Origin of the sequence: Mitsuaria sp. BK041, assembly GCF_014193085.1 — a bacterium.
In the GTDB taxonomy this organism is placed as follows: Bacteria; Pseudomonadota; Gammaproteobacteria; order Burkholderiales; family Burkholderiaceae_C; genus Roseateles.
The window spans coordinates 1,909,889-1,930,526 of sequence record NZ_JACHYT010000001.1; the positions used below are offsets into that span (position 1 = coordinate 1,909,889).

Consider the following 20,638-nt stretch of genomic DNA (forward strand, 5'->3'; position numbering starts at 1 on the left):
TTTCGAGTTCGGAGACCTGCATGCGCGTGGCGCTGGGCGTGAGTTATCGCGGCGAAGCCTATAAGGGCTGGCAGAGCCAGCCCGGCGGCGGCACGGTGCAGGACGCGCTGGAAGCGGCGCTGGCGCAGTTCGTCGCGCAACCGATCCGCACCATCTGCGCCGGCCGCACCGACACCGGCGTCCATGGGCTCAACCAGGTGGTCCACTTCGACTCGCCGGTGGCGCGCGAAGCCTTCTCCTGGGTGCGTGGCGTCAACCGCTACCTGCCGCGCGACATCGCGATCCAATGGGCCGCCTTTCCCGGCGAGGACTTCCATGCGCGCAACTGGGCGCGCGGCCGCCGCTACTGGTTCCTGCTGCTGGAGTCCAACGTGCGTCCGTCCATCCAGGCCGGCGGGGTGGGGTGGACCTTCCGCCCGCTGGATGGCGAGGCGATGCGCGAAGCGGCCTCGCGCCTGGTCGGCGAGCATGACTTCAGCTCCTTCCGCTCGTCGGAGTGCCAGGCCGCCTCGCCGGTGAAGATCCTGCACGGCATCCGCATCGAGAAGCGCGGCGCCTACTGGCGCTTCGAGTTCGACGGCATCGCCTTCCTGCATCACATGATCCGCAACATCATGGGCTGCCTGGTCGCGGTCGGTGCCGGACAGAAACCGCCCGCGTGGATGGACGAGGTGCTGGCGGCGCGCTCGCGCGACGCGGCGGCGCCGACCTTCCCGCCGGACGGGCTGTACTTCGTCGGCCCGACCTACGACGACCACCTGAACCTGCCGCGGCACACCGCCGCGATGGACTGGTTGCCGTGAGCGGAGTCCTCGCCGTCCGAGAACCTGCCTAGACTGGCGTCCCATGAGCCGAACCCGAATCAAGATCTGCGGCCTGACCCGCGAAGCCGATGTCGATGCCGCCGTCGAGGCCGGCGCCGACGCGATCGGTCTGGTGTTCTACGAGAAGAGCCCGCGCGCCGTGAGCGTCGCGCGCGCCGCCGAGTTGGCGCGGCGCCTGCCGCCGTTCGTGACGCCGGTGGGCCTGTTCGTCAACGCCGAGCCCGCGGCGATCGAAGCGGCGCTGGCCGCGATCCCGACGCTGACGCTGCAGTTCCACGGCGACGAGTCGCCCGAGGACTGCGACCGCTGGTCGCGCCCCTATCTGCGCGCGGCGCGCATGGCGCCGGGCTTCGATTTGCTAGACTTCGCGACTCGTTTCTCCCGCGCCCAGGCCGTGCTGGTCGACGCCTTCGTCGACGGCTACGGTGGAGGCGGAAAGGTCTTCGATTGGTCACTGCTGCCTCCAAGCGTTCCCTCTCCGGTCGTTTTGTCTGGTGGGTTGAGTGCAGCCAACGTGATCGATGGCGTGCGGCAGGTCCGGCCCTGGGCCGTTGACGTCAGCTCCGGCGTGGAGGCCGCCAAGGGCCTCAAGGACGCCGTGAAGATCCGCCAGTTCTGCGATGCCGTGCGCGAGGCCGACCGCCTGAAGTCGGCCTGATTCCGCTTCGAAGCGCGCGGGCATCCTCATAGAGAACCCCTCATGTCCAAGACCATCCCCGATTCGATCCCGTTCGTCACGGGACCGCTGGCCGGCTATGCGCAGCCCGACGCGCAAGGCCGTTTCGGCCCCGTGCCGACCGCCAACGCCCATGGCTACTACGGTGGCCGCTTCGTCGCCGAGACGCTGATCCATGCGCTCGACGAACTGAACGAGGCCTACGCCCGCTACAGCCAGGATCCGGAGTTCATCCGCGAGTTCCAGTACGAGCTGGCCCATTTCGTCGGCCGTCCGAGCCCGATCTATCACGCCCGGCGCCTGAGCAGTGAGCTGGGCGGCGCGCAGATCTTCCTCAAGCGGGAGGACCTGAACCACACCGGCGCGCACAAGGTCAACAACACCATCGGCCAGGCGCTGCTGGCGCGCCGCATGGGCAAGAAGCGCGTCATCGCCGAGACCGGCGCCGGCCAGCACGGCGTGGCCACCGCCACGATCTGCGCCCGCTATGGCATGGAGTGCGTCGTCTACATGGGCTCGGAGGACGTGAAGCGCCAGTCGCCCAACGTCTACCGGATGAACCTGCTGGGCGCGACCGTCGTGCCGGTGGAGTCCGGCTCCAAGACACTCAAGGACGCGCTCAACGAGGCGATGCGCGACTGGGTCACCAACATCGAGTCGACCTTCTACATCATCGGCACCGTGGCCGGCCCGCATCCGTATCCGATGATGGTCCGAGACTTCCAGCGCATCATCGGCGACGAATGCCTGGTCCAGATGCCGCAGATGACCGGCAAGCAGCCCGATGCGGTCATCGCCTGCGTCGGCGGCGGCAGCAACGCGATCGGCATCTTCTATCCCTACATCCCACACCAGGACGTGCGCCTGATCGGCGTCGAGGCGGCGGGGCAGGGCGTCGACACACCCAAGCACGCGGCCACGCTGAGCGCGGGTTCGCCGGGCGTGCTGCATGGCAATCGCACCTACCTGCTGCAGGACGATGCCGGGCAGATCATCGAGACCCATTCGATCTCCGCCGGCCTGGACTATCCCGGCGTCGGGCCCGAGCACGCCTATCTGAAGGACATCGGCCGCGCCGAGTACGTCGGCGCCACTGATGCCGAGGCACTCGCCGCCTTCCATCGGCTGTGCCGCACCGAGGGCATCATCCCGGCGCTGGAATCGAGCCACGCGCTCGCGCATGCGATCAAGCTCGCGCCGACGATGCGCCCCGACCAGCATCTGCTGGTGAACCTGTCAGGCCGCGGCGACAAGGACATCGGCACCGTCGCCGACCTGTCGGGCGCCGAGTATTTCGACCGGCCCTCGATGGCCGGCCACGCCGTGAAGGGAGGTGCCCAATGAGCCGCATCCAGGCCACGTTCGAGCGGCTGGCCGCCGCGGGCCGCAAGGCGCTGATTCCCTACGTCACCGCCGGCGATCCGTATGCCGACGTGACGGTCGAGCTGATGCTGGCGATGGCCCAGGCCGGCGCCGACGTCATCGAGTTGGGCGTGCCCTTCTCCGATCCGATGGCCGACGGCCCCGTCATCCAGCGCGCCAGCGAGCGCGCGCTGCAGAAGGGCATCACGCTGACCCATGTGCTGGAGATGGTGCGCGCCTTCCGCCAGCAGGATGCGGACACGCCGGTCGTGCTGATGGGCTACGCGAATCCGGTCGAGCGCTTCGGCCTGGAGCGCTTCGTCACCGAGGCCCAGGCCGCCGGTGTCGATGGCGTGCTGGTGGTCGACTATCCGCCCGAGGAGTGCGAGGCCTTCGCCACCGCGCTCAAGGCCAAGGGACTGGATCCGATCTTCCTGCTGGCGCCGACTTCCACCGACGAGCGCGTCGAGCGTCTGGGCCGGCTGGCCAGCGGCTACGTCTATTACGTCTCGCTCAAGGGCGTGACCGGCGCCGGCCACCTGGACACCGGCGCCGTCGCCGATGCCATGCCGCGCCTGCGCCGGCACGTGAAGGTGCCGCTGGGCGTGGGTTTCGGCATCCGTGACGGGGCGACGGCCGCCGCCGTGGCCCGGCATGCGGACGCGGTGGTGATCGGTTCGGCCCTGGTTCAGCTGATCGAGCTGCAATCCAGGGATAATGTCGCGATCCAGGCTGCGGCCTTCATCCGAGACATCCGCGCCGCGCTGGACGCCTGAGCGGGGCAATCTGCCCCGCTTTCGCGTTTCGCGACAGACATAGGAGCCCGCCATGAGTTGGCTTGAGAAACTTCTTCCGCCCAAGATCCAGCAGACCGACCCCGACCAGCGCCGCACGGTGCCGGAAGGCTTGTGGATCAAGTGCCCGTCCTGCGAGACGGTGCTCTACAAGACCGACCTCGAGCAGAACGTCAACGTCTGCCCGAAGTGCGGCCACCACCACCGCATTGGCGCCCGCGCCCGCCTGGACGCGTTCCTGGACGGGGAAGGGCGCTACGAGGTCGGCCAGGAGGTGCTGCCGGTCGACGCGCTGAAGTTCAAGGACAGCAAGAAGTATCCCGACCGCCTCAAGGAAGCGTTGGAGAACACCGGCGAGACCGACGCGCTGGTCGTCATGGGCGGCGCGGTGATGAGCATCCCGGTCGTCGCCGCCTGCTTCGAGTTCGACTTCATGGGCGGCTCGATGGGCTCCGTGGTCGGCGAACGCTTCGCGCGCGGCGTCGAGACCGCGCTGGAGCAGAAGACCCCCTTCATCTGCTTCACCGCCACCGGCGGCGCGCGGATGCAGGAAGGGCTGCTCTCGCTGATGCAGATGGCCAAGACCAACGCGGCGCTGACGCGCCTGGCCAAGGCCAAGCTCCCCTACATCAGCGTGCTGACCGACCCGACGATGGGCGGCGTCTCGGCGAGCTTCGCGTTCGTCGGCGACATCGTCATCGCCGAGCCCAAGGCGCTGATCGGCTTCGCGGGCCCGCGCGTGATCGAGAACACCGTGCGCGAGAAGCTGCCCGCCGGCTTCCAGCGCGCCGAGTTTCTGATGGAGAAGGGCGCGATCGACATGATCGTGGACCGCCGCAAGCTGCGCGAGGTCGTGGCCCGCAACCTGGCCATCCTGCAGCGCCAGAGCGCCGACGCGGTCGCCTGACGGCGCGCCGCCGAACCGCCCGCGGCGGTTCCGGTCCTCAGCACGGCCAGACCCCTCCCGGTCTGGCCGTCTTCATTTGAGCCTTGGACATTCCGATGACTTCTTCCCCGAACGACCTGTCGATCCCGCAACTGGCCCCGGGCGGCGACGCCCAGCCGGTGCTGGAGGCGTGGCTGTCGCGCTGCGAGCGGCTGCATCCCAAGGAGATCGACATGACGCTGGCCCGGGTCGCCGAGGTGCGCGACCGGCTGGGCCTGCGCTTCGGCGCGGACACGCCCGTCGTCATGGTCGCCGGCACCAACGGCAAGGGCTCGACCTGCGCGATGCTGGAGAGCATCGCGCTGCAGGCCGGCTACCGCGTCGGCCTCTACATCAAGCCGCACCTGGTGCACTTCCAGGAGCGCTGCCGCGTCGGCGGGGCGCCGGTGGATGCCGCGTCGCTGCTGCCGCATTTCGAGGCCGTCGAGCGCGCGCGCGGCGAGCTGACCCTGACCTATTTCGAGTTCACGACGCTCGCGATCCTGCACCGCCTGGCCGCGGAGCCGCTGGACCTGGTGATCCTGGAGGTCGGCCTGGGCGGGCGGCTGGACGCGGTCAACGCGATCGATGCCGACTGCAGCGTCATCACCAGCATCGACCTGGACCACACCGAATACCTGGGCCCGGACCGCGAATCGGTCGGCCGCGAGAAGGCGCACATCATGCGCCCGGGCAAGCCGGTGATCGTCTCCGACCCGATGCCGCCCGCCTCGATCGCCGCGCATGCGGCCTCGATCGGGGCCGACCTGCGTCAGCTGGGCCACGATTTCACCTATTCGGGCGACCGGCAGCAGTGGCAGTGGGCGGGGCGCTCGCGCCGCTACAGCGGCATGTCGTATCCGGCGCTGCGTGGCGTGAACCAGCTGCTGAATGCCTCCGGCGTGCTGGCCGTGTTCGAGGCGCTGTACGAGCGGCTGCCGATCTCCGCCCAGGCGGTACGCGCCGGCCTGGCGCTGGTGGAGCTGCCGGGGCGCTTCCAGGTGATCCCGGGCTCGCCGATGCTGGTGCTGGACGTGGCGCACAACCCGCACGCGGTGGCGGCGCTGGCGCAGAACCTGGACCAGATGGGCTTCTACCCGCGCACCCGCGCGGTGTTCGGCGCGATGGCCGACAAGGACCTGGCCAACATCCTGGCGCGGATCTCGCCGCTGATCGACCACTGGCACTTCTGCGACCTGCCGATCGCCCGTGCGGCGACCGCCCAGGCGCTCCAGCAGCGCTTCGACGAGGCCCGCGCCGCCGGCGCGCTGCAGACGCCGAAGGAAGTGGGCAGTTCTCTGCATCCGGACCCCGCCTCGGCGCTGGCCGCCGCGGCGGCCGAGGCGGACCCCGCTGATAGAATTTTGGTCTTTGGTTCGTTCTTCACCGTGGGCGGCATCCTCAAGCACGGCATCCCGAGATTGGGCGGCGGCGTCCAGCCGGAAGCCGCGCCCTGAGGGACCGCCCATGCCGCGCCAACCGCGCGTTGAACGCATCGCAACGCTGCATTCGAATCTGTCGCGATTGAAGTCGGCGGCCCTGTCCGCAGATGCGCCAGGACCACTTTCCGCTCCGGGGCGGCGCGGCACCAACCAGGTCTTCCGAGTACATGGGATTTCTTTCCTTCCTGAAGCGCGGCGAAGCGAATGAGGCCGGCGACCGCGGTGCCGAGCGGGGGCGCGCCGGCGACGGTGGCCGTGGCCGTGCCCGCGGTGGCGCCGAGGCGGTGGACGACGTCCAGCAACTGCGCCTGCGGGCCCGGCGGCGCCTGATCGGTGCGGCGGTGCTGGTGGGGGTGGCGGTGATCGTGTTCCCGCTGCTGTTCGAGACCCAGCCCCGCCCCATCCCGGTGGACCTGCCGATCGACATCCCGCGCAAGGACGGCGCCGCGCCGCTGAACATCCCGGCGCCGACCGCCCAGACCGCGCGTCCCCCGGCCGCCGATGGCGATGCCGGTCGCGGCATCATCACCGAGTCCGCCGAGCAGGCCGCCGCCGACCGCGCGGTGCCGCCGCCCCAGACCGCGACGCCGGAGCAGCAGGTCGCGCAGGCGATGCCGCCGACGCGCATGGCGACGCAGCCCGACGAACGCGCCACGATGGCCGAATCGGCACGCCCGGCGCGCGTCGAGCCCAAGCCGGAGTCCAGACCCGACACGCGGGCCGAGTCCAAGCCTGAAAGCAGCAAGCCCGAAAGCAGCAAGCCGGAGCGCAAGCCCGAGCCGAAGCCCGAGGCCAAGCCGGAGCGCAAGCCCGAAGCCAAGCCCGAATCGAAGCCCGACACCCGGTCGGCCGACGCCGCCCGCGCGCAGGCCTTGCTGGAAGGCCGGTCCGCGTCGGACCGCAAGCCCGATGCCGCCGCCGGCGGCGGGCGCTTCATCGTCCAGGTGGGTGCCTACGCCGACGGCAAGGCCGCCCAGGACGTGCGCGCCAAGGTCGAGCGGCTCGGGTTGAAGACCTACACGCAGGCGGTCGAGACCGCCGACGGCAAGCGCATCCGCGTGCGGGTGGGGCCGTTCAATTCGCGGGACGAGGCGGACAAGGTCGCGGCGAAGGTGCGCGGCGGTGGTCTCTCCTCGGCCGTGCTGACGCTCTGACGGGCCGGCACGGAGACCAGGACGATGCCCGGCCATGAACGCTTCGCGCCCCGATCGCCAGTTGCCCGTCGCGGAGCACCGCGATGAACTGGGTCGACATCGCGCTGCTGAGCCTGCTGGCGATCTCGGTGCTGCTGGGCGCCTGGCGCGGCCTGGTGTTCGAGCTGATGACGATCGCCGGCTGGGGCGTGGCCTACCTGGCGTCGCCCTTCGTCGCCCCGTTCATCGAGCGCTTCATCCCGCCGGAGAAGGTCGGCCCGGCGCTGATCCATGCGCTGGGACTGGTGCTGGGCTTCATCCTCGTCCTGCTGGTGTGGGGCCTGGGCGCGAAGCTGGTCCGGGCGCTGATTCACGCGACGCCGCTGGGCGTGATCGACCGGCTCGGCGGCGCGGCCTTCGGCGTGCTGCGCGCGGTGCTGCTGGCGCTCCTGGCCACCGTCATCGTCGGCATGACACCGGCGGTGCGCTCGCAAGCCTGGACCGAATCGCAGGCCGCGCCCTGGCTGCAGGCGGCGCTGACGCAGCTGCGGCCGCTGTTGCCGGCGGCGCTGCACGACTACATTCCGGCCTGAGCGTCACGAGCGCCCGGGTCTTCGCTTTCCTCCCGTTTCCAGAGCTTTGAAGGACCTCCCATGTGCGGCATCGTCGGTGTGATTTCCAAGGCGCCGGTCAACCAGCTGATCTATGACGCGCTGCTGCTGCTGCAGCACCGCGGCCAGGACGCGGCCGGCATCGTCACGATGCAGGGCCACAAGTGCTTCATGCACAAGGCGCGCGGCATGGTGCGCGACGTCTTCCGCACCCGCAACATGCGCGCGCTGCCCGGCAACGTGGGCCTGGGCCAGGTCCGCTACCCGACCGCCGGCAATGCCTACTCCGAGGAAGAGGCCCAGCCGTTCTACGTCAACGCGCCCTACGGCATCGTGCTGGTCCACAACGGCAACCTGACCAACGCGCATGCGCTGAAGGACGAGCTGTTCGAGGTCGATCGCCGCCACATCAACACCGAGAGCGACACCGAGGTGCTGATCAACGTGCTGGCGCACGAGCTGGAGATGGCCGGCCGCGACCTGCCGCTGACGCCGGCGCAGATCTTCAAGGCCGTGGGCACGGTGCACAAGCGCATCAAGGGCTCCTACGGCGTGATCGCGCTGATCGCCGGCCATGGCCTGCTCGCCTTCCGCGATCCCTATGGCATCCGGCCGCTGTGCTTCGGCCAGTCGGGCGACGGCGAGGTGATGGTGGCCAGCGAGAGCGTCGCGCTCGAGGGCACCGGTCACACGCTGACGCGCGACCTCGCGCCCGGCGAGGCCCTGTTCATCGACACCAGCGGCACCATTCACACGCAGCAGTGCGCCGAGCACCCGACGCTGAACCCCTGCATGTTCGAGTTCGTCTACCTGGCGCGCCCGGACTCGGTGATGGACGGCATCTCGGTCTACCAGGCGCGCCTGAACATGGGCGAGACGCTGGCCCAGCGCCTGATCTCGACGATCCCGCCCAGCGAGATCGACGTCGTCATCCCGATCCCGGAATCGAGCCGCCCGTCGGCGATGCAGCTGGCGCACCGCATCGGCAAGCCGTACCGCGAGGGCTTCGTCAAGAACCGCTACGTCGGCCGGACCTTCATCATGCCGGGCCAGTCCACGCGCAAGAAGTCGGTGCGCCAGAAGCTGAATGCGATCGGCCTGGAGTTCAAGGGCCGCAACGTGCTGCTGGTCGACGATTCCATCGTGCGCGGCACGACCTCCAAGGAGATCGTCCAGATGGCCCGCGAGGCCGGCGCCAACAAGGTCTACCTGGCCTCGGCCGCGCCACCGGTGCGCTTCCCCAACGTCTACGGCATCGACATGCCGACGAAGGAGGAACTGATCGCTCATGGCCGCTCGATCGAGGAGATCCGCCAGTTCATCGGCGCCGACGCGCTGATCTACCAGGATGTCGACGCGATGAAGCGCGTCGTCGCCCAGCTGCGTCCGGGTCTGAACGGCTTCGAGGCCTCCTGCTTCGACGGCCAGTACATCACCGGCGACGTGTCGGCCGAGGACTTCGCGACGCTGCAGGCGCAGCGCAAGTCGCAGCCCGAGGAGGAGGACCTGCCGGCGCGCAGCCGCCTCGCGCTGCAGAGCGGCGGAGACCAATGATGGCCAACGAAAAGCAAGGGGGCATCCCGCGCGTGGACCTGCCGGCCGACGCGCGCCTGGACACGCTCGCTGTCCGCGAGGGCCTGCCGCCGTCGCCCTGGGGCGAGAACTCCGAGGCGCTGTACCTGACCAGCTCCTTCGTGCATCCGGACGCGGCCACCGCCGCGCGCCGCTTCGCCAACGAGGAGGAGGCCTTCGTCTACAGCCGCTTCTCCAACCCGACGGTGATGATGATGGAGCGCCGGCTCGCGGCGCTGGAGGGCACCGAGGCCTGCATCGCGACGTCCTCGGGCATGTCCGCGATCATGCTGCTCGTGATGGGCCTGCTGAAGGCCGGCGATCACGTCGTGTGCTCGCGCTCGGTCTTCGGCTCGACGATCAAGCTGCTGCAGGGCGAGTTCGGCAAGTTCGGCGTCCAGACGACCTTCGTCTCGCAGACCGACCTGACGGAATGGAAGAACGCGCTGCAGCCCAACACCAGGCTGCTGTTCGCCGAGACCCCGACCAATCCGCTGACCGAGGTCTGCGATGTCGCCGCGCTGGCGGACATCGCGCACGGCCACGGTGCGCTGCTCGCGGTCGACAACTGCTTCGCATCCCCCGCGCTGCAGCAGCCGGCGAAGATGGGCGCGGACTTCATCATCCACTCCGGCACCAAGTACCTCGATGGCCAGGGCCGCGTGATCGCCGGCGCGATCTGCGCGTCGTCGAAACATGTGGACGAGGTGTTCACGCCGGTGATGCGTTCGGTGGGCATGTCGCTGTCGCCGTTCAACGCCTGGGTCGTGCTCAAGGGCATGGAGACGCTGTCGGTGCGCATGAGGGCGCAGACCGCCAGCGCCGCGCGGCTGGCCGAATGGCTGGAGGCCCATCCCGGCGTCGAGCGCGTCTATTACCCGGGCCTGAAGTCGCACCCGCAGCATGAGCTCGCGATGCGCCAGCAAGGCGGGCAGGGCGGGGCGGTGGTGTCCTTCATCGTCAAGGGCGGCGCCCGGGCGGCCGAGGACGGTGGTCGCGCCGCCGCCTTCCACGTGATCGACCAGACACGCATCTGCTCCATCACCGCCAACCTCGGCGACACCAAGACCACCATCACCCATCCGGCCAGCACCTCGCACGGCCGGCTCACCGAGCCGCAACGCCAGGCGGCCGGCATCACGCAGGGGCTGATCCGCGTCGCGGTGGGCCTCGAAGACATCGAAGACATCAAGGCCGACCTGGCCCGTGGTTTGAACTCGCTATGACCTCTCCCATCCGCACCCGCATCGCGCCGTCGCCGACGGGCTTCCTGCACCTGGGCACGGCCCGCACCGCGCTGTTCTCGTGGGCCTATGCGCGTCACCACGGCGGCGAATTCGTGCTGCGCATCGAGGACACCGATGTCGCGCGTTCGACGCAGGATTCGGTCGACCAGATCCTGGCGTCGATGAAGTGGCTGGGCCTCGACTACGACGAGGGCCCGGTCTATCAGATGCAGCGCCTGGAGCGCTACCACGCGGTGATCGAGCAGATGATCGCCGCGGGCACCGCCTATCGCTGTTACTGCTCGCCCGAAGAGCTGGCCGCGATGAAGGCCGGCCAGGAAGCGCGCGGCGAGAAGCGCCGCTACGACGGCACCTGGCGCCCGGAGCCAGGCAAGACGCTGCCGGTGATCCCGGCCGGCGTGTCGCCGGTGGTCCGATTCAAGAATCCGATCGACGGCGATGTCAGCTGGGACGACCTGGTCAAGGGCACCATCACGATCAACAACCGCGAGATCGACGACCTGATCCTGTTGCGTCCGGACGGCGTGCCGACCTACAACTTCGCGGTGGTGGTCGACGATTGGGACATGAAGATCACCCATGTCTTCCGCGGCGACGAGCACATCAACAACACGCCCTGGCAGATCAACCTGTTCAATGCGCTGGGCGCACCTTTGCCGGCCTTCGGGCACATCCCGGTGATCCTGGGCGACGACGGGCTGAAGCTGTCCAAGCGCCGCGGCGCAGTCAGCGTGACCGCCTACGAGGACAACGGTTATCTGCCCGAGGCGATGCTGAACTACCTGTCGCGCCTGGGCTGGAGCCACGGCGACGACGAGCTGTTCTCGCGCGAGCAGCTGGTGTCGTGGTTCGACGGCAGTCACATTTCCAAGAGCCCCGCGCAGTGGGACCCGGCCAAGCTGGAATGGGTCAATGCGCATTACATCAAGCTGGCCGATGACGCCCGTCTGGCGGAACTGGTGAGCGCTCAACTGGCCAAGCGCGGCCTGAGCGCGCCGCAGCGGCTGGAGGCGATGTGCGGCCTGTTCAAGGACCGATGCAGCACGACGGTCGCGTTGGCGGACTGGCTGGCGATGTACGTGTCGCCGGTGACGCCCAGCGAGGCCGACCGCGTGCAGCACTTGACCGACGCGGTCAAGCCGGCCGTGCTCGCGTTCGCCGACAAGCTCGAGGCGCTGGCCAGCTGGGACAAGGCTTCCATCAGCGCCGCCATCAAGGAAACGATCGCGGCGCACGGCCTGAAGATGCCGCAACTGGCCATCCCGGTGCGCGTGCTGGCCTGCGGCCGCGCGCAGACGCCGTCGGTCGATGCGGTGCTGGAACTCTTCGACAAAGAAATTTTGTTGAACCGCTTGCGTTCCGTTTAAAACTCGTTCTATACTCTCGTTCTCGCTTGAACAGCGCGTTGTTCGAAACGAACTTCGAAGCAGCAGACGGCGAATCAAAACGGGGAGCGCGAGCTCCCCGATGAGATTCAAAAGTAGTTGAATCGAATCGGTTCGAATCCCCAAAGGGGGTATAGCTCAGCTGGGAGAGCGCTTGCATGGCATGCAAGAGGTCAGCGGTTCGATCCCGCTTACCTCCACCAAACTTCGGTTTGCGTGGCGCGCGGTTCAAGGAAGAAGGTTCAGTCCCCTTCGTCTAGAGGCCTAGGACACCACCCTTTCACGGTGATTACAGGGGTTCGAATCCCCTAGGGGACGCCAAGTTTTCGAGCTTGGTTACTGACTGAGATTGAACGTGAAAATCGAAAATTCTTCGGAACTCGATTTAAGCGTTGTCAAAATCAGGTATAGTAACGAAATCGACGCAGAGAAGCGATCAAGTCATTGATCGAATCAAAGCGAGACCAGTTTGATGCGAAGGAATCGAAAGATTCTGAGTATCTGGAGTGGTAGTTCAGTTGGTTAGAATACCGGCCTGTCACGCCGGGGGTCGCGGGTTCGAGCCCCGTCCACTCCGCCAACACAGTTGAGGCTCGGGCAGCGTACCGATTCGATGCGTCAGCATTCGGGGGTATAGCTCAGCTGGGAGAGCGCTTGCATGGCATGCAAGAGGTCAGCGGTTCGATCCCGCTTACCTCCACCAGATTCCTTGGGAGTCTGGGTTGCCGGTACGCACTGACCGAGTCACAGCAAGAAGGTTCAGTCCCCTTCGTCTAGAGGCCTAGGACACCACCCTTTCACGGTGATTACAGGGGTTCGAATCCCCTAGGGGACGCCAAGTTTGGCAAGGCTTGGCTGCATCGCGGTTCTGAATGGATCCGTTGGCTTGCAGCGAAACTTGTTCGCGAATGATATCGACGCGCTCAACAGCGTCGTATCTGGAGTGGTAGTTCAGTTGGTTAGAATACCGGCCTGTCACGCCGGGGGTCGCGGGTTCGAGCCCCGTCCACTCCGCCAATATTGAAACCCTGTCGATACAAATCGGCAGGGTTTTTTCTTTGCCCGTTCCGGTCTCATTCTGGTTAAGGCGGGTCACGCCCACGGAATATTCAGAGGTCCGGATACTCGCGCTTGCGCTGGGCGGTATAACTCCACCAATCTCTGGGCGAGGCACCGTTCATGAAATCGACGGCCGCCATATAGGTATCCAGAACGCAGGGATCGTGGCGCTTGCCGGTCAGTTTGCAAATCCGCTGATAGAGCGCAAATGCATCGGCGCCGATGAGATCCGCGGGCTGCCGAATCCCCATCGATTCAAAATCCCGAACCATCGCAGGACCGATGTTGGGAATTTGCCGCAGCGTGAGGCATTCAGCGGCCGAAGCCGCTTTCGTGTGCGTCTTTCGCGCAGCCATGCGGCACTCGTACCCGCTCAGTGAAACCCGCCGGAGCGGATCAATCCCACCGCCAGGCCTTCGATGGCGAACTGCTCATCCGGCGTAACCTCGATCGGGGCGAAATCGGCGTTCTCCGGGAGAAGTCGGATGCCATCCGGATGGCGTTGGAAGCGCTTCACGGTGACCTCGTCACCCAGGCGCGCGACGACGACTTGGCCGTTGCGCGCTTCGCTGGTCTTCTTCACGGCGAGCAGGTCGCCGTCCATGATGCCGATGTCCTTCATGCTCATGCCTTTCACGCGCAGCAGGAAGTCCGGCGCCTTCGAGAACATCGAGGGGTCGACGCTATAGTGCTGCTCCACATGTTCCTCGGCGAGGATGGGCGCGCCGGCAGCGACGCGGCCGACCAGCGGCAGCGTCAGCTGCGCCAGGCTGGCCAGCGGCAGGGCGAACTGGCTGTGCTCCCGGGCGCGGTTGACCTGGCGCAGCGCGGTCGACGGCAGGCGGATGCCGCGCGCGGTGCCCCCCACCAGTTCGATGACGCCTTTGCGGGCGAGCGCTTGCAGGTGTTCCTCGGCGGCGTTCGCGGACTTGAAGCCGAGTTGCTGCGCGATCTCGGCGCGCGTGGGCGGCGAGCCGGTGCTCTCGATGCTGTCGCGGACCAGATCGAAGATCTGTTGTTGGCGGGCGGTGAGTTTGGGCGGTGTATCCACGAGCACAGGCCTTTATTCCATGGAGGACTGGTTGGAATGCAAAACGGCTTCGAGGGTTCGAAAGCCGCCTGAGAATCCATCCAGCATCTGGATTTTTATACAGGAGACGACAAATTGCAAAGCGCGCCCCAGACCCTCGTGATCATCGGCACCGGCGGCACGATCGCCGGCGCCTCCGGCAGCGCCACGGACAACGTCGGCTACAAGGCGGGTTCGCTGTCGGTGGAGTCGCTGGTGAAGGCGGTCCCGGCGCTCGCGGCGAAGTCGCTGGAGGCCGAACAACTGGCCCAGCTCGACAGCAAGGACATGGATCACGCCACCTGGGCGCGGCTGGCGAAGCGGGTGCGGGAGCACCTGGACCGGCCCGAGGTCCGCGGCGTGGTGATCACGCACGGCACCGACACGCTGGAAGAGACCGCCTATCTGCTGCAGCGCGTGCTGGCGCCGGAGAAGCCGGTCGTGCTGACCGCCGCGATGCGGCCGGCGACCGCCATCCAGGCGGATGGTCCGCAGAACCTGCTGGACGCCGTGGCCGTTGCCGAGAGCGAAGGCGTGCGAGGCGTCATCGCCGTCGTGGCGGGGCAGGTCTGGTCCGGGCTCGAGCTGCGCAAGACGCACAGCTACCGGCTCGACGCCTTCGAGGCCGGGCCTGACGCCGGGCCGCTGGCCGTGGTGGAGGAGGGCGTCGTGCGGCGCTTCCGCGATTGGCCGGGGGGCGAGGCGCTCGGCGCGGCGCTGTTGCCGGAGGACGCGAGCCAGTGGCCCTGGGTGGAGGTGCTCGCCAGCCATGCGGGCGCCGATGCGCGGTCGCTCGAAGCCTGGCGAGCGGCCGGTCTCCAGGGGCTGGTGCTGGCGTGCACGGGCAACGGCACGGTGAATCAGGTGCTCGAGGCGCCGGTGCGCGCGCTCAAGGAGGCCGGCGTGCCGGTGTGGCGGACGACGCGGTGCGCGCAGGGACGCATCGTGGGCGCCGGCGATGAGCCCGCCGCCGCGCTGTCGCCGTGGGCGGCGCGTGTCGAGTTGATGCTCAGCCTGCTGCAACGCTGAACCACAGCCGTCGCGAGTGGCTTCGTCGGTCGCGACGGAGCGAAGCGTCGACGGCTGGACCCATGAATGAAAAAGCGCCGGCATGACCGGCGCTTTTCTTTGTGCTCGACCCGGTGGTGACCGGGCGCCGCGGAAGGCTTAGACGATCGTCAGCGTGACGTCGACGTTGCCGCGGGTGGCGTTCGAGTAGGGGCAGACCTCGTGGGCGTCGGCCACCAGCTTTTCCAGCTGCGCGCGGTCCATGCCCGGCACCGAGATCTTCATCGCCACGGCGATGCCGAAGGCGCCCGGCTTGTTGGCGTGGGGGCCGATGCCGACTTCGCTGGTGATCGAGACTTCGGCTGGCAGGGCGACCTTGTTGCGGGCCGAGACGGCCTTCATCGCGCCGATGAAGCAGGCGGAATAGCCTGCGGCGAACAGCTGTTCCGGGTTGGTGCCGGCGCCGTCGTCGCCGCCCAGCGCCTTGGGCGTGGACAGCTGGACCTTCAGGCGGTCGTCGGACGATTGCGCGGTGCCGGAGCGGCCGCCGGTGGCGGTGGCGGTGGCGGTGTAGAGGGCTTTTTCGATGGCCATGTGGGGCTCCTTGGTGGTGAGGGGAAAGAACGCTTGGGGTCAGGGGTTGCCGTCCTCGCCGTCGCTCTCCGTGAGCGCGGCGGGATCGGCGGCGGAATCTGCGGCGGAATCTGCGGCGAGGTGGGTCAGCAGCTTGGTGCGCAAGGCCTGCAGACGGCGTGTCAGCGATTCGAGCTCGGCCGGCCCGCAGGCGCTGGCGCAGGCCAGTTGCTCGGGAATGCCTACCGCCTGATCGCGCAGTGCGCGGCCAGCGGCGGTCAGATGGATCTCGACGCGGCGCTCGTCGCCGCGGGCGCGCTGGCGCTCGATCAGCGCGCTGGCCTCGAGCCGCTTCAGCAGCGGTGTGAGCGTGCCGGAATCCAGGCTCAGACGCTGTCCCAGCTCCGAGACGCCCAGGCCCTCCGTCTCCCACAGCACCAGCATCACGAGGTATTGCGGGTAGGTCAGGCCCAGCGGCGCCAGCAGCGGCTTGTAGAGCTTGGTCATCGCCAGCGAGGTCGAATACAGCGCGAAGCAGAGCTGAACGTCCAGCTTCAGCCAGTCGGTGCCGGCGGGCATCGAGGGCTGGCCGCCAGCGGTGCTGACGGCGGCAGCGTCCTGGGGGCTGGAAGGGTTCGTCTTCGGCATGGGATGAAATGTAGCGAGCAATTCAATTGCACGCAATTGAAATGGTCTTTGTCCGCCGTTGAGGCGAACTATCGGTGCCTGGGACGAGCGCCGCCAGCACGGAAAAAGGGGACGCGAAGGAGCCCCACCCGTCCGACGACATCCATTCGAGGCCACCCGTTCGAAGGTCTCGGTGAGAACACCCTCTCCCGCGTTGCGGGAGAGGGAGGGGTGAGGGCAAAGCCCTGCGCAGATCGCTGAGCCTTTGCGCTCAGCCGGCCGATTGAACGGCGTCGACCTGCTCGCTCAGCTCCAGCCAGCGCATCTCGGCTTCGTCGATCTCATCGCTGATGGCCTTCAGCCGCTTGCCCGCGTCGGCGATCTGTGCGGGCGTCTGCCCGGGGTTGGAGAGCTGCGCTTCCAGCGCCGCGCGTTCCTCCGCCCAGGCCTTCATCTTCGCGTCGATCTGCTCCATCTCCTTGCGCAGCGGGCGCGTCTGCTCGTTGAGCTTCTGACGGGCCTGGCCGCTGAGCTTGCGGTCCTCGCGCTTGACGGGCGAGGGCGCGGGCGCCGCGGCGGGTGGCGGCGCGACGGCCGGGGCCGGTGCGGCCGCGGCGAGTGGTGCCTCGGCCTTGCCGGTGGCCCGGGCCTCGCGAATCGCCTGCTTGGCCTGTTCCTTCGCCAGCTTCGCGGCCTCCTTGGACTGCTCCAGCAGCCAGCGCTGGTAATCGTCGAGGTCGCCATCGAAGGGCGCGAGCTTGCCGTCGGCCACCAGCCAGAACTCGTCGCAGACCTCGCGCAGCAGCGCGCGGTCGTGGCTGACCAGCATGACGGTGCCTTCGAACTCGTTGAGCGCCATCGACAGCGCCTCGCGCGTCTGCAGGTCCAGGTGGTTGGTCGGTTCGTCCAGCAGCAGCAGGTTGGGGCGCTGCCACACCAGCATCGCCAGCACCAGCCGCGCCTTCTCGCCGCCGGACAAACTGCCAACCTCCTGGTTGACCATGTCGCCGACGAAGCGGAACTGGCCCAGGAAGTCGCGCAGCTCCTGTTCGCGCGCATTCGGGCTGACCTCCTTGGCCAGCCGGATCATGTGCATCAGCGGCCCTTCGTCGGGCCGCAGCACGTCCATCTCCTGCTGCGCGAAGTAGCCGATCGACAGGCCCTTGCCCTCGGTGATCGTGCCGCCCATCGCGCGCTGCATGCGCGCCACCGTCTTCACGAAGGTCGACTTGCCCTGGCCGTTCGCGCCCAGGATGCCGAAGCGCTGGCCCGCCAGCACGGAGCGGTCGATGCCGCGCACGATGACCTTCTCGCCCTCGTCCGTGTCGTAGCCCACGGACACGGTGTCGAACATCAGCATCGGATTGGGCAGGTTCAGCGGCTCGCGGAACTCGAAGCTGAAGTCCGACGCGGTGAGCACGGGTGCCAGCTTCTCCATGCGCTCGAGCGCCTTCACGCGGCTCTGCGCCTGCTTGGCCTTGGAGGCCTTGGCCTTGAAGCGGTCGATGAATTTCTGCAGGTGCGCCATGCGCTCCTGCTGCTTGTCGAAGGCCTGCTGCTGCTGGAGCATGCGCTCGGCGCGCATCGACTCGAAGGCGGTGTAGTTGCCGCCGTAGCGATGCAGCTTCGCATCGTCCAGGTGGAGCGTGACCTTGGTGATCGCGTCCAGGAATTCGCGGTCGTGGCTGATGATGATCAGCGTGCCTTCATAGCGCTGCAGCCAGGCTTCCAGCCAGACCAGGGCGTCCAGGTCCAGGTGGTTGGTGGGCTCGTCCAGCAGCATCAGGTCGGACGGGCACATCAGCGCGCGCGCCAGCTGCAGCCGCATGCGCCAGCCGCCGGAGAAGCTGTTCACCGGCGCATCGACCTGCGTGCCCTTGAAGCCCAGGCCCATCAGCAGCGCCTGCGCGCGGGCCGGGGCATCGAGGCTGCCGGCGTCCATCAGCTGCGCGTAGGCATCGGCGATCGCGTGGCCGTCGTCGGCCGCTTCGGCGTCGGCCAGCGCCTGGCGGGCGGCCATCAGGCGGATGTCGCCCTCGAGCACGAACTCGGTGGCCGGCATGTCGGTCTCGGGCATGTGCTGGGCGACCTCGGCCAGCGCCCAGTGGCGCGGAATCTCGACGTCGCCCTTGTCGCTGTGCAGCCGGTCGGTCAGGAGCGCGAAGAGGCTGGACTTGCCCGCGCCGTTGCGGCCGACCAGGCCGACCTTCTCGCCGGGCTGCAGCACGACGCTCGCATCGTCCAGGACGACCTTGGTGCCGCGGCGCAGCACGACGTTGCGCAAGGTGATCATGCGGACGCTCCCTCGGCGCCGAAGCCGGCCGCCACCAGCGCCTCGCGCGTCAACAGCAGCACCTGGTCCTCGCCGGCCGAGGTCTCGAGCCAGGCCGCTTCGAGCTGCGGGAAGGCAGCCTCGAAGAACGCGCGCTCGTTGCCGATCTCCAGGACCAGCACCGCATGCTCGTTCATCCGTGCCGGCGCATCGGCCAGCAGGCGGCGGATGAAGTCCATGCCATCGGCCCCGCCGGCCAGCGCGAGTTCGGGTTCGGCGCGGTATTCGTCGGGCAGCGCGGCCATCGACGCGCTGTTCACATAGGGCGGATTGCAGAGGATCAGGTCATACGCGCCCTGCGCCGGCGCCAGGCCGTCGCCCTGCAGCAGCCGCACGCGGTCGCCGAGTTGATGGCGCTCGACGTTGATCGCCGCGACCGCGAGCGCGTCCGCGCTCAGGTCGATCGCGTCGACCGACACCTCCGGCCAGGCCATCGCCGCCAGCACGGCGAGGCTGCCGTTGCCGGTGCACAGGTCCAGCACGCGGGTGGTCTGGTCCGACAGCCAGGCATCGATGGTCGCGTCGGCGAGCAGCTCCGCGATGAAGCTGCGCGGCACGATGGCGCGCTCGTCGACGTAGAAGGGCACGCCCTGCAGCCAGGCCTCGCGTGTCAGGTAGGCGGCCGGCTTGCGGGTGGCGATGCGCTGCTCGACCAGGACCTCCACCTTCTCGCGGCCCGCGTCGTCGACGGGCTCGCCCGCATGCGCGTCCAGCGCGTCCAGCGGCAGGTCCAGCGCCCACAGGCTCAGCCAGGCGGCCTCGTCGAAGGCGTTCGTGGTGCCATGCCCAAATGAAACGCCCGCCTCGGTGAGGCGGGCGGCCTGGGCCTCGATCAATTCCAACAGCGTCACAGCAGCAAATTCTCCAGCGTGCGGCGGTAGATGCGCGTCAGCGGCGCGATCTGGTCCAGCGGCACGTATTCATCGATCTTGTGGATGCTCGCATTGAGCGGTCCGAATTCCACCACCTGGGGGCACAGCTTGGCGATGAATCGCCCATCCGAGGTGCCGCCGGTCGTGGAGAGTTCGGTGGTGACGCCGGTTTCGGCCTCGATGGCCGCGCTGATCGCGGCCGACAGCGCGCCCACCGGCGTCAGGAAGGGCTCGCCTGAGAGCGACCAGTCCAGCGTGTACTCCAGCCCATGGCGATCGAGCAGCGCGTGCACCCGTTGGCGCAGCGTGTCGGGCGTCGATTCGGTCGAGAAGCGGAAGTTGAAGTCCACCACCAGCTCGCCGGGGATCACGTTGCCCACGCCGGTGCCGGCGGCGATGTTGGAGATCTGGAAGGTCGTCGGCGGGAAGTAGGCGTTGCCGCCGTCCCACTCGGTCACCGCGAGTTCCGCCAGCGCCGGCGCGGCCTGGTGCACCGGATTGCGCGCCAGCTGCGGATAGGCGACGTGGCCCTGGATGCCGATCACGCGCAGCTTGCCCGACAACGAGCCGCGGCGGCCGTTCTTGACCGTGTCGCCGAGGCGCTCGACCGAGGTCGGCTCGCCGACGATGCAGTAGTCCAGCCGCTCGCCGCGGGCGCGCAGGCGCTCGACGCAGACGACCGTGCCATCGCGCGCTGGGCCTTCCTCGTCGCTGGTCAGCAGGAAGGCGACGCTGCCGCGGTGTTCCGGATGCGCGGCGACGAAGGTCTCGGCCGCCACCACCATCGCCGCCAGCGAGGTCTTCATGTCCGCCGCGCCGCGCCCGTAGAGGCGACCGTCGCGCACCGTGGGCACGAAGGGATCGCTGCTCCACTTGGCCAGATCGCCGGTGGGGACGACATCGGTGTGGCCGGCGAAGACCAGGACCGGCGCTTCCGCCGCGGCGCCGCGGCGCACCGCCCACAGGTTGCTGACGCGGAAGTCGTCTGGCCCGCTGTCCATCCGTTCGAGCGCGAAACCGGCCGCTTCCAGCCGGGCGCCGATCAGCTCCAGGCAGCCGGCATCCTGCGGCGTCACCGACGCGCGGGCGATCAGCTGCTCGAGCAGCGCAAGGGTGTCGTCGTCCAT

The 20,638-nt window shown here is 68.2% G+C and carries 19 protein-coding genes and 6 tRNA genes; 18 read left to right on the forward strand and 7 right to left on the reverse strand.

What is annotated here, in order from left to right:
- Positions 1-20 precede the first annotated feature (20 nt).
- The 17 genes from truA (at position 21) to FHT38_RS08460 (ending at position 12,988) form a co-directional block, all read left to right on the forward strand.
- Positions 21-803, forward strand: a complete 783-nt coding sequence (gene truA / locus FHT38_RS08380) for a tRNA pseudouridine(38-40) synthase TruA (RefSeq protein WP_183491211.1) — start codon at positions 21-23, stop codon at positions 801-803.
- Positions 804-846: 43 nt separating this feature from the next.
- Positions 847-1,482 (forward strand): phosphoribosylanthranilate isomerase, encoded by a 636-nt coding sequence (locus FHT38_RS08385; RefSeq protein ID WP_183491213.1) that lies wholly within the window; start codon positions 847-849, stop codon positions 1,480-1,482.
- Between the two features lie 87 nt (positions 1,483-1,569).
- Positions 1,570-2,844, forward strand: a complete 1,275-nt coding sequence (gene trpB / locus FHT38_RS08390) for a tryptophan synthase subunit beta (RefSeq protein ID WP_404935724.1) — start codon at positions 1,570-1,572, stop codon at positions 2,842-2,844.
- Positions 2,841-3,638, forward strand: coding sequence for a tryptophan synthase subunit alpha (trpA, locus tag FHT38_RS08395; protein ID WP_183491217.1), 798 nt, complete (start codon positions 2,841-2,843; stop codon positions 3,636-3,638). Before trpB ends, trpA begins: the two co-directional genes overlap by 4 nt.
- A 52-nt stretch (positions 3,639-3,690) precedes the next feature.
- A complete protein-coding gene (gene accD / locus FHT38_RS08400) occupies positions 3,691-4,563 on the forward strand; it encodes an acetyl-CoA carboxylase, carboxyltransferase subunit beta (protein ID WP_091724322.1) in 873 nt (290 codons plus the stop codon).
- 95 nt (positions 4,564-4,658) lie between these two features.
- Positions 4,659-6,038: a bifunctional tetrahydrofolate synthase/dihydrofolate synthase gene (gene folC, locus FHT38_RS08405; protein WP_183491219.1), complete on the forward strand. Its 1,380-nt coding sequence runs from the start codon at positions 4,659-4,661 to the stop codon at positions 6,036-6,038.
- 152 nt (positions 6,039-6,190) lie between these two features.
- Positions 6,191-7,177, forward strand: coding sequence for an SPOR domain-containing protein (locus FHT38_RS08410; RefSeq protein WP_183491221.1), 987 nt, complete (start codon positions 6,191-6,193; stop codon positions 7,175-7,177).
- A gap of 83 nt (positions 7,178-7,260) precedes the next feature.
- Positions 7,261-7,749, forward strand: coding sequence for a CvpA family protein (locus tag FHT38_RS08415; RefSeq protein WP_091724325.1), 489 nt, complete (start codon positions 7,261-7,263; stop codon positions 7,747-7,749).
- A 60-nt stretch (positions 7,750-7,809) separates the two neighbouring features.
- A complete protein-coding gene (gene purF / locus FHT38_RS08420) occupies positions 7,810-9,321 on the forward strand; it encodes an amidophosphoribosyltransferase (RefSeq protein ID WP_091724326.1) in 1,512 nt (503 codons plus the stop codon).
- Positions 9,321-10,565 carry an O-succinylhomoserine sulfhydrylase gene (locus FHT38_RS08425; RefSeq protein WP_183491223.1) on the forward strand — a complete coding sequence of 415 codons (1,245 nt, stop codon included), beginning with the start codon at positions 9,321-9,323 and terminating at the stop codon, positions 10,563-10,565. The genes purF and FHT38_RS08425 overlap by 1 nt, the downstream gene beginning before the upstream one ends.
- Positions 10,562-11,953 carry a glutamate--tRNA ligase gene (gene gltX / locus FHT38_RS08430; RefSeq protein ID WP_183491225.1) on the forward strand — a complete coding sequence of 464 codons (1,392 nt, stop codon included), beginning with the start codon at positions 10,562-10,564 and terminating at the stop codon, positions 11,951-11,953. Before FHT38_RS08425 ends, gltX begins: the two co-directional genes overlap by 4 nt.
- Before the next feature lie 145 nt (positions 11,954-12,098).
- A tRNA-Ala gene (locus FHT38_RS08435) sits at positions 12,099-12,174 on the forward strand.
- Positions 12,175-12,216: 42 nt separating this feature from the next.
- Positions 12,217-12,292 (forward strand) — tRNA-Glu (locus FHT38_RS08440).
- Positions 12,293-12,474: 182 nt separating this feature from the next.
- Positions 12,475-12,551: transfer RNA gene (locus FHT38_RS08445), tRNA-Asp, on the forward strand.
- A 47-nt stretch (positions 12,552-12,598) separates the two neighbouring features.
- A tRNA-Ala gene (locus tag FHT38_RS08450) sits at positions 12,599-12,674 on the forward strand.
- 59 nt (positions 12,675-12,733) lie between these two features.
- Positions 12,734-12,809 (forward strand) — tRNA-Glu (locus tag FHT38_RS08455).
- Positions 12,810-12,911: 102 nt separating this feature from the next.
- Positions 12,912-12,988, forward strand: a tRNA-Asp gene (locus tag FHT38_RS08460).
- Between the two features lie 92 nt (positions 12,989-13,080).
- Here the strand turns inward: FHT38_RS08460 and FHT38_RS08465 are convergent.
- Together FHT38_RS08465 and lexA are read right to left on the reverse strand one after the other, a co-directional pair.
- Complete coding sequence (locus FHT38_RS08465; protein ID WP_183479120.1) at positions 13,081-13,386, reverse strand: helix-hairpin-helix domain-containing protein; 306 nt, start codon at positions 13,384-13,386, stop codon at positions 13,081-13,083.
- 17 nt (positions 13,387-13,403) lie between these two features.
- Entirely contained in the window at positions 13,404-14,081 is a 678-nt protein-coding gene (lexA, locus tag FHT38_RS08470) for a transcriptional repressor LexA (protein ID WP_183479122.1), read from the reverse strand.
- Positions 14,082-14,195: 114 nt separating this feature from the next.
- Here lexA and FHT38_RS08475 point away from each other — a divergent pair, with 114 nt between their 5' ends.
- On the forward strand, positions 14,196-15,128 hold the full coding sequence (locus FHT38_RS08475) for an asparaginase (RefSeq protein ID WP_183491228.1): 933 nt from the start codon (positions 14,196-14,198) through the stop codon (positions 15,126-15,128).
- A gap of 138 nt (positions 15,129-15,266) precedes the next feature.
- On the opposite strand, the gene FHT38_RS08480 is transcribed toward FHT38_RS08475, so the two are convergent.
- From FHT38_RS08480 to dapE, 5 genes are all read right to left on the reverse strand, one after another.
- The gene (locus tag FHT38_RS08480; protein WP_091724331.1) at positions 15,267-15,701 is read right to left on the reverse strand and encodes an organic hydroperoxide resistance protein; all 435 of its coding nucleotides are present in this window, start codon (positions 15,699-15,701) and stop codon (positions 15,267-15,269) included.
- Positions 15,702-15,740: 39 nt separating this feature from the next.
- On the reverse strand, positions 15,741-16,259 hold the full coding sequence (locus tag FHT38_RS08485; protein WP_255488770.1) for a MarR family winged helix-turn-helix transcriptional regulator: 519 nt from the start codon (positions 16,257-16,259) through the stop codon (positions 15,741-15,743).
- Between the two features lie 319 nt (positions 16,260-16,578).
- On the reverse strand, positions 16,579-18,600 hold the full coding sequence (locus FHT38_RS08490; RefSeq protein WP_183491232.1) for an ATP-binding cassette domain-containing protein: 2,022 nt from the start codon (positions 18,598-18,600) through the stop codon (positions 16,579-16,581).
- On the reverse strand, positions 18,597-19,490 hold the full coding sequence (gene prmB / locus FHT38_RS08495) for a 50S ribosomal protein L3 N(5)-glutamine methyltransferase (protein WP_183491234.1): 894 nt from the start codon (positions 19,488-19,490) through the stop codon (positions 18,597-18,599). The genes FHT38_RS08490 and prmB overlap by 4 nt, the downstream gene beginning before the upstream one ends.
- Entirely contained in the window at positions 19,487-20,638 is a 1,152-nt protein-coding gene (dapE, locus tag FHT38_RS08500) for a succinyl-diaminopimelate desuccinylase (protein WP_183491236.1), read from the reverse strand. The genes prmB and dapE overlap by 4 nt, the downstream gene beginning before the upstream one ends.

Coding starts and splice junctions, on each gene's coding strand:
- truA (WP_183491211.1), top strand. CDS start 21: ATGCGCGTGGCGCTGGGCGTGAGTTATCGCGGCGAAGCCTATAAGGGC.
- FHT38_RS08385 (WP_183491213.1), top strand. CDS start 847: ATGAGCCGAACCCGAATCAAGATCTGCGGCCTGACCCGCGAAGCCGAT.
- trpA (WP_183491217.1), top strand. CDS start 2,841: ATGAGCCGCATCCAGGCCACGTTCGAGCGGCTGGCCGCCGCGGGCCGC.
- accD (WP_091724322.1), top strand. CDS start 3,691: ATGAGTTGGCTTGAGAAACTTCTTCCGCCCAAGATCCAGCAGACCGAC.
- folC (WP_183491219.1), top strand. CDS start 4,659: ATGACTTCTTCCCCGAACGACCTGTCGATCCCGCAACTGGCCCCGGGC.
- FHT38_RS08410 (WP_183491221.1), top strand. CDS start 6,191: ATGGGATTTCTTTCCTTCCTGAAGCGCGGCGAAGCGAATGAGGCCGGC.
- FHT38_RS08415 (WP_091724325.1), top strand. CDS start 7,261: ATGAACTGGGTCGACATCGCGCTGCTGAGCCTGCTGGCGATCTCGGTG.
- purF (WP_091724326.1), top strand. CDS start 7,810: ATGTGCGGCATCGTCGGTGTGATTTCCAAGGCGCCGGTCAACCAGCTG.
- FHT38_RS08425 (WP_183491223.1), top strand. CDS start 9,321: ATGGCCAACGAAAAGCAAGGGGGCATCCCGCGCGTGGACCTGCCGGCC.
- gltX (WP_183491225.1), top strand. CDS start 10,562: ATGACCTCTCCCATCCGCACCCGCATCGCGCCGTCGCCGACGGGCTTC.
- FHT38_RS08465 (WP_183479120.1), bottom strand. CDS start 13,386: ATGGCTGCGCGAAAGACGCACACGAAAGCGGCTTCGGCCGCTGAATGC.
- FHT38_RS08480 (WP_091724331.1), bottom strand. CDS start 15,701: ATGGCCATCGAAAAAGCCCTCTACACCGCCACCGCCACCGCCACCGGC.
- FHT38_RS08485 (WP_255488770.1), bottom strand. CDS start 16,259: ATGCCCGCCGGCACCGACTGGCTGAAGCTGGACGTTCAGCTCTGCTTC.
- FHT38_RS08490 (WP_183491232.1), bottom strand. CDS start 18,600: ATGATCACCTTGCGCAACGTCGTGCTGCGCCGCGGCACCAAGGTCGTC.
- dapE (WP_183491236.1), bottom strand. CDS start 20,638: ATGGACGACGACACCCTTGCGCTGCTCGAGCAGCTGATCGCCCGCGCG.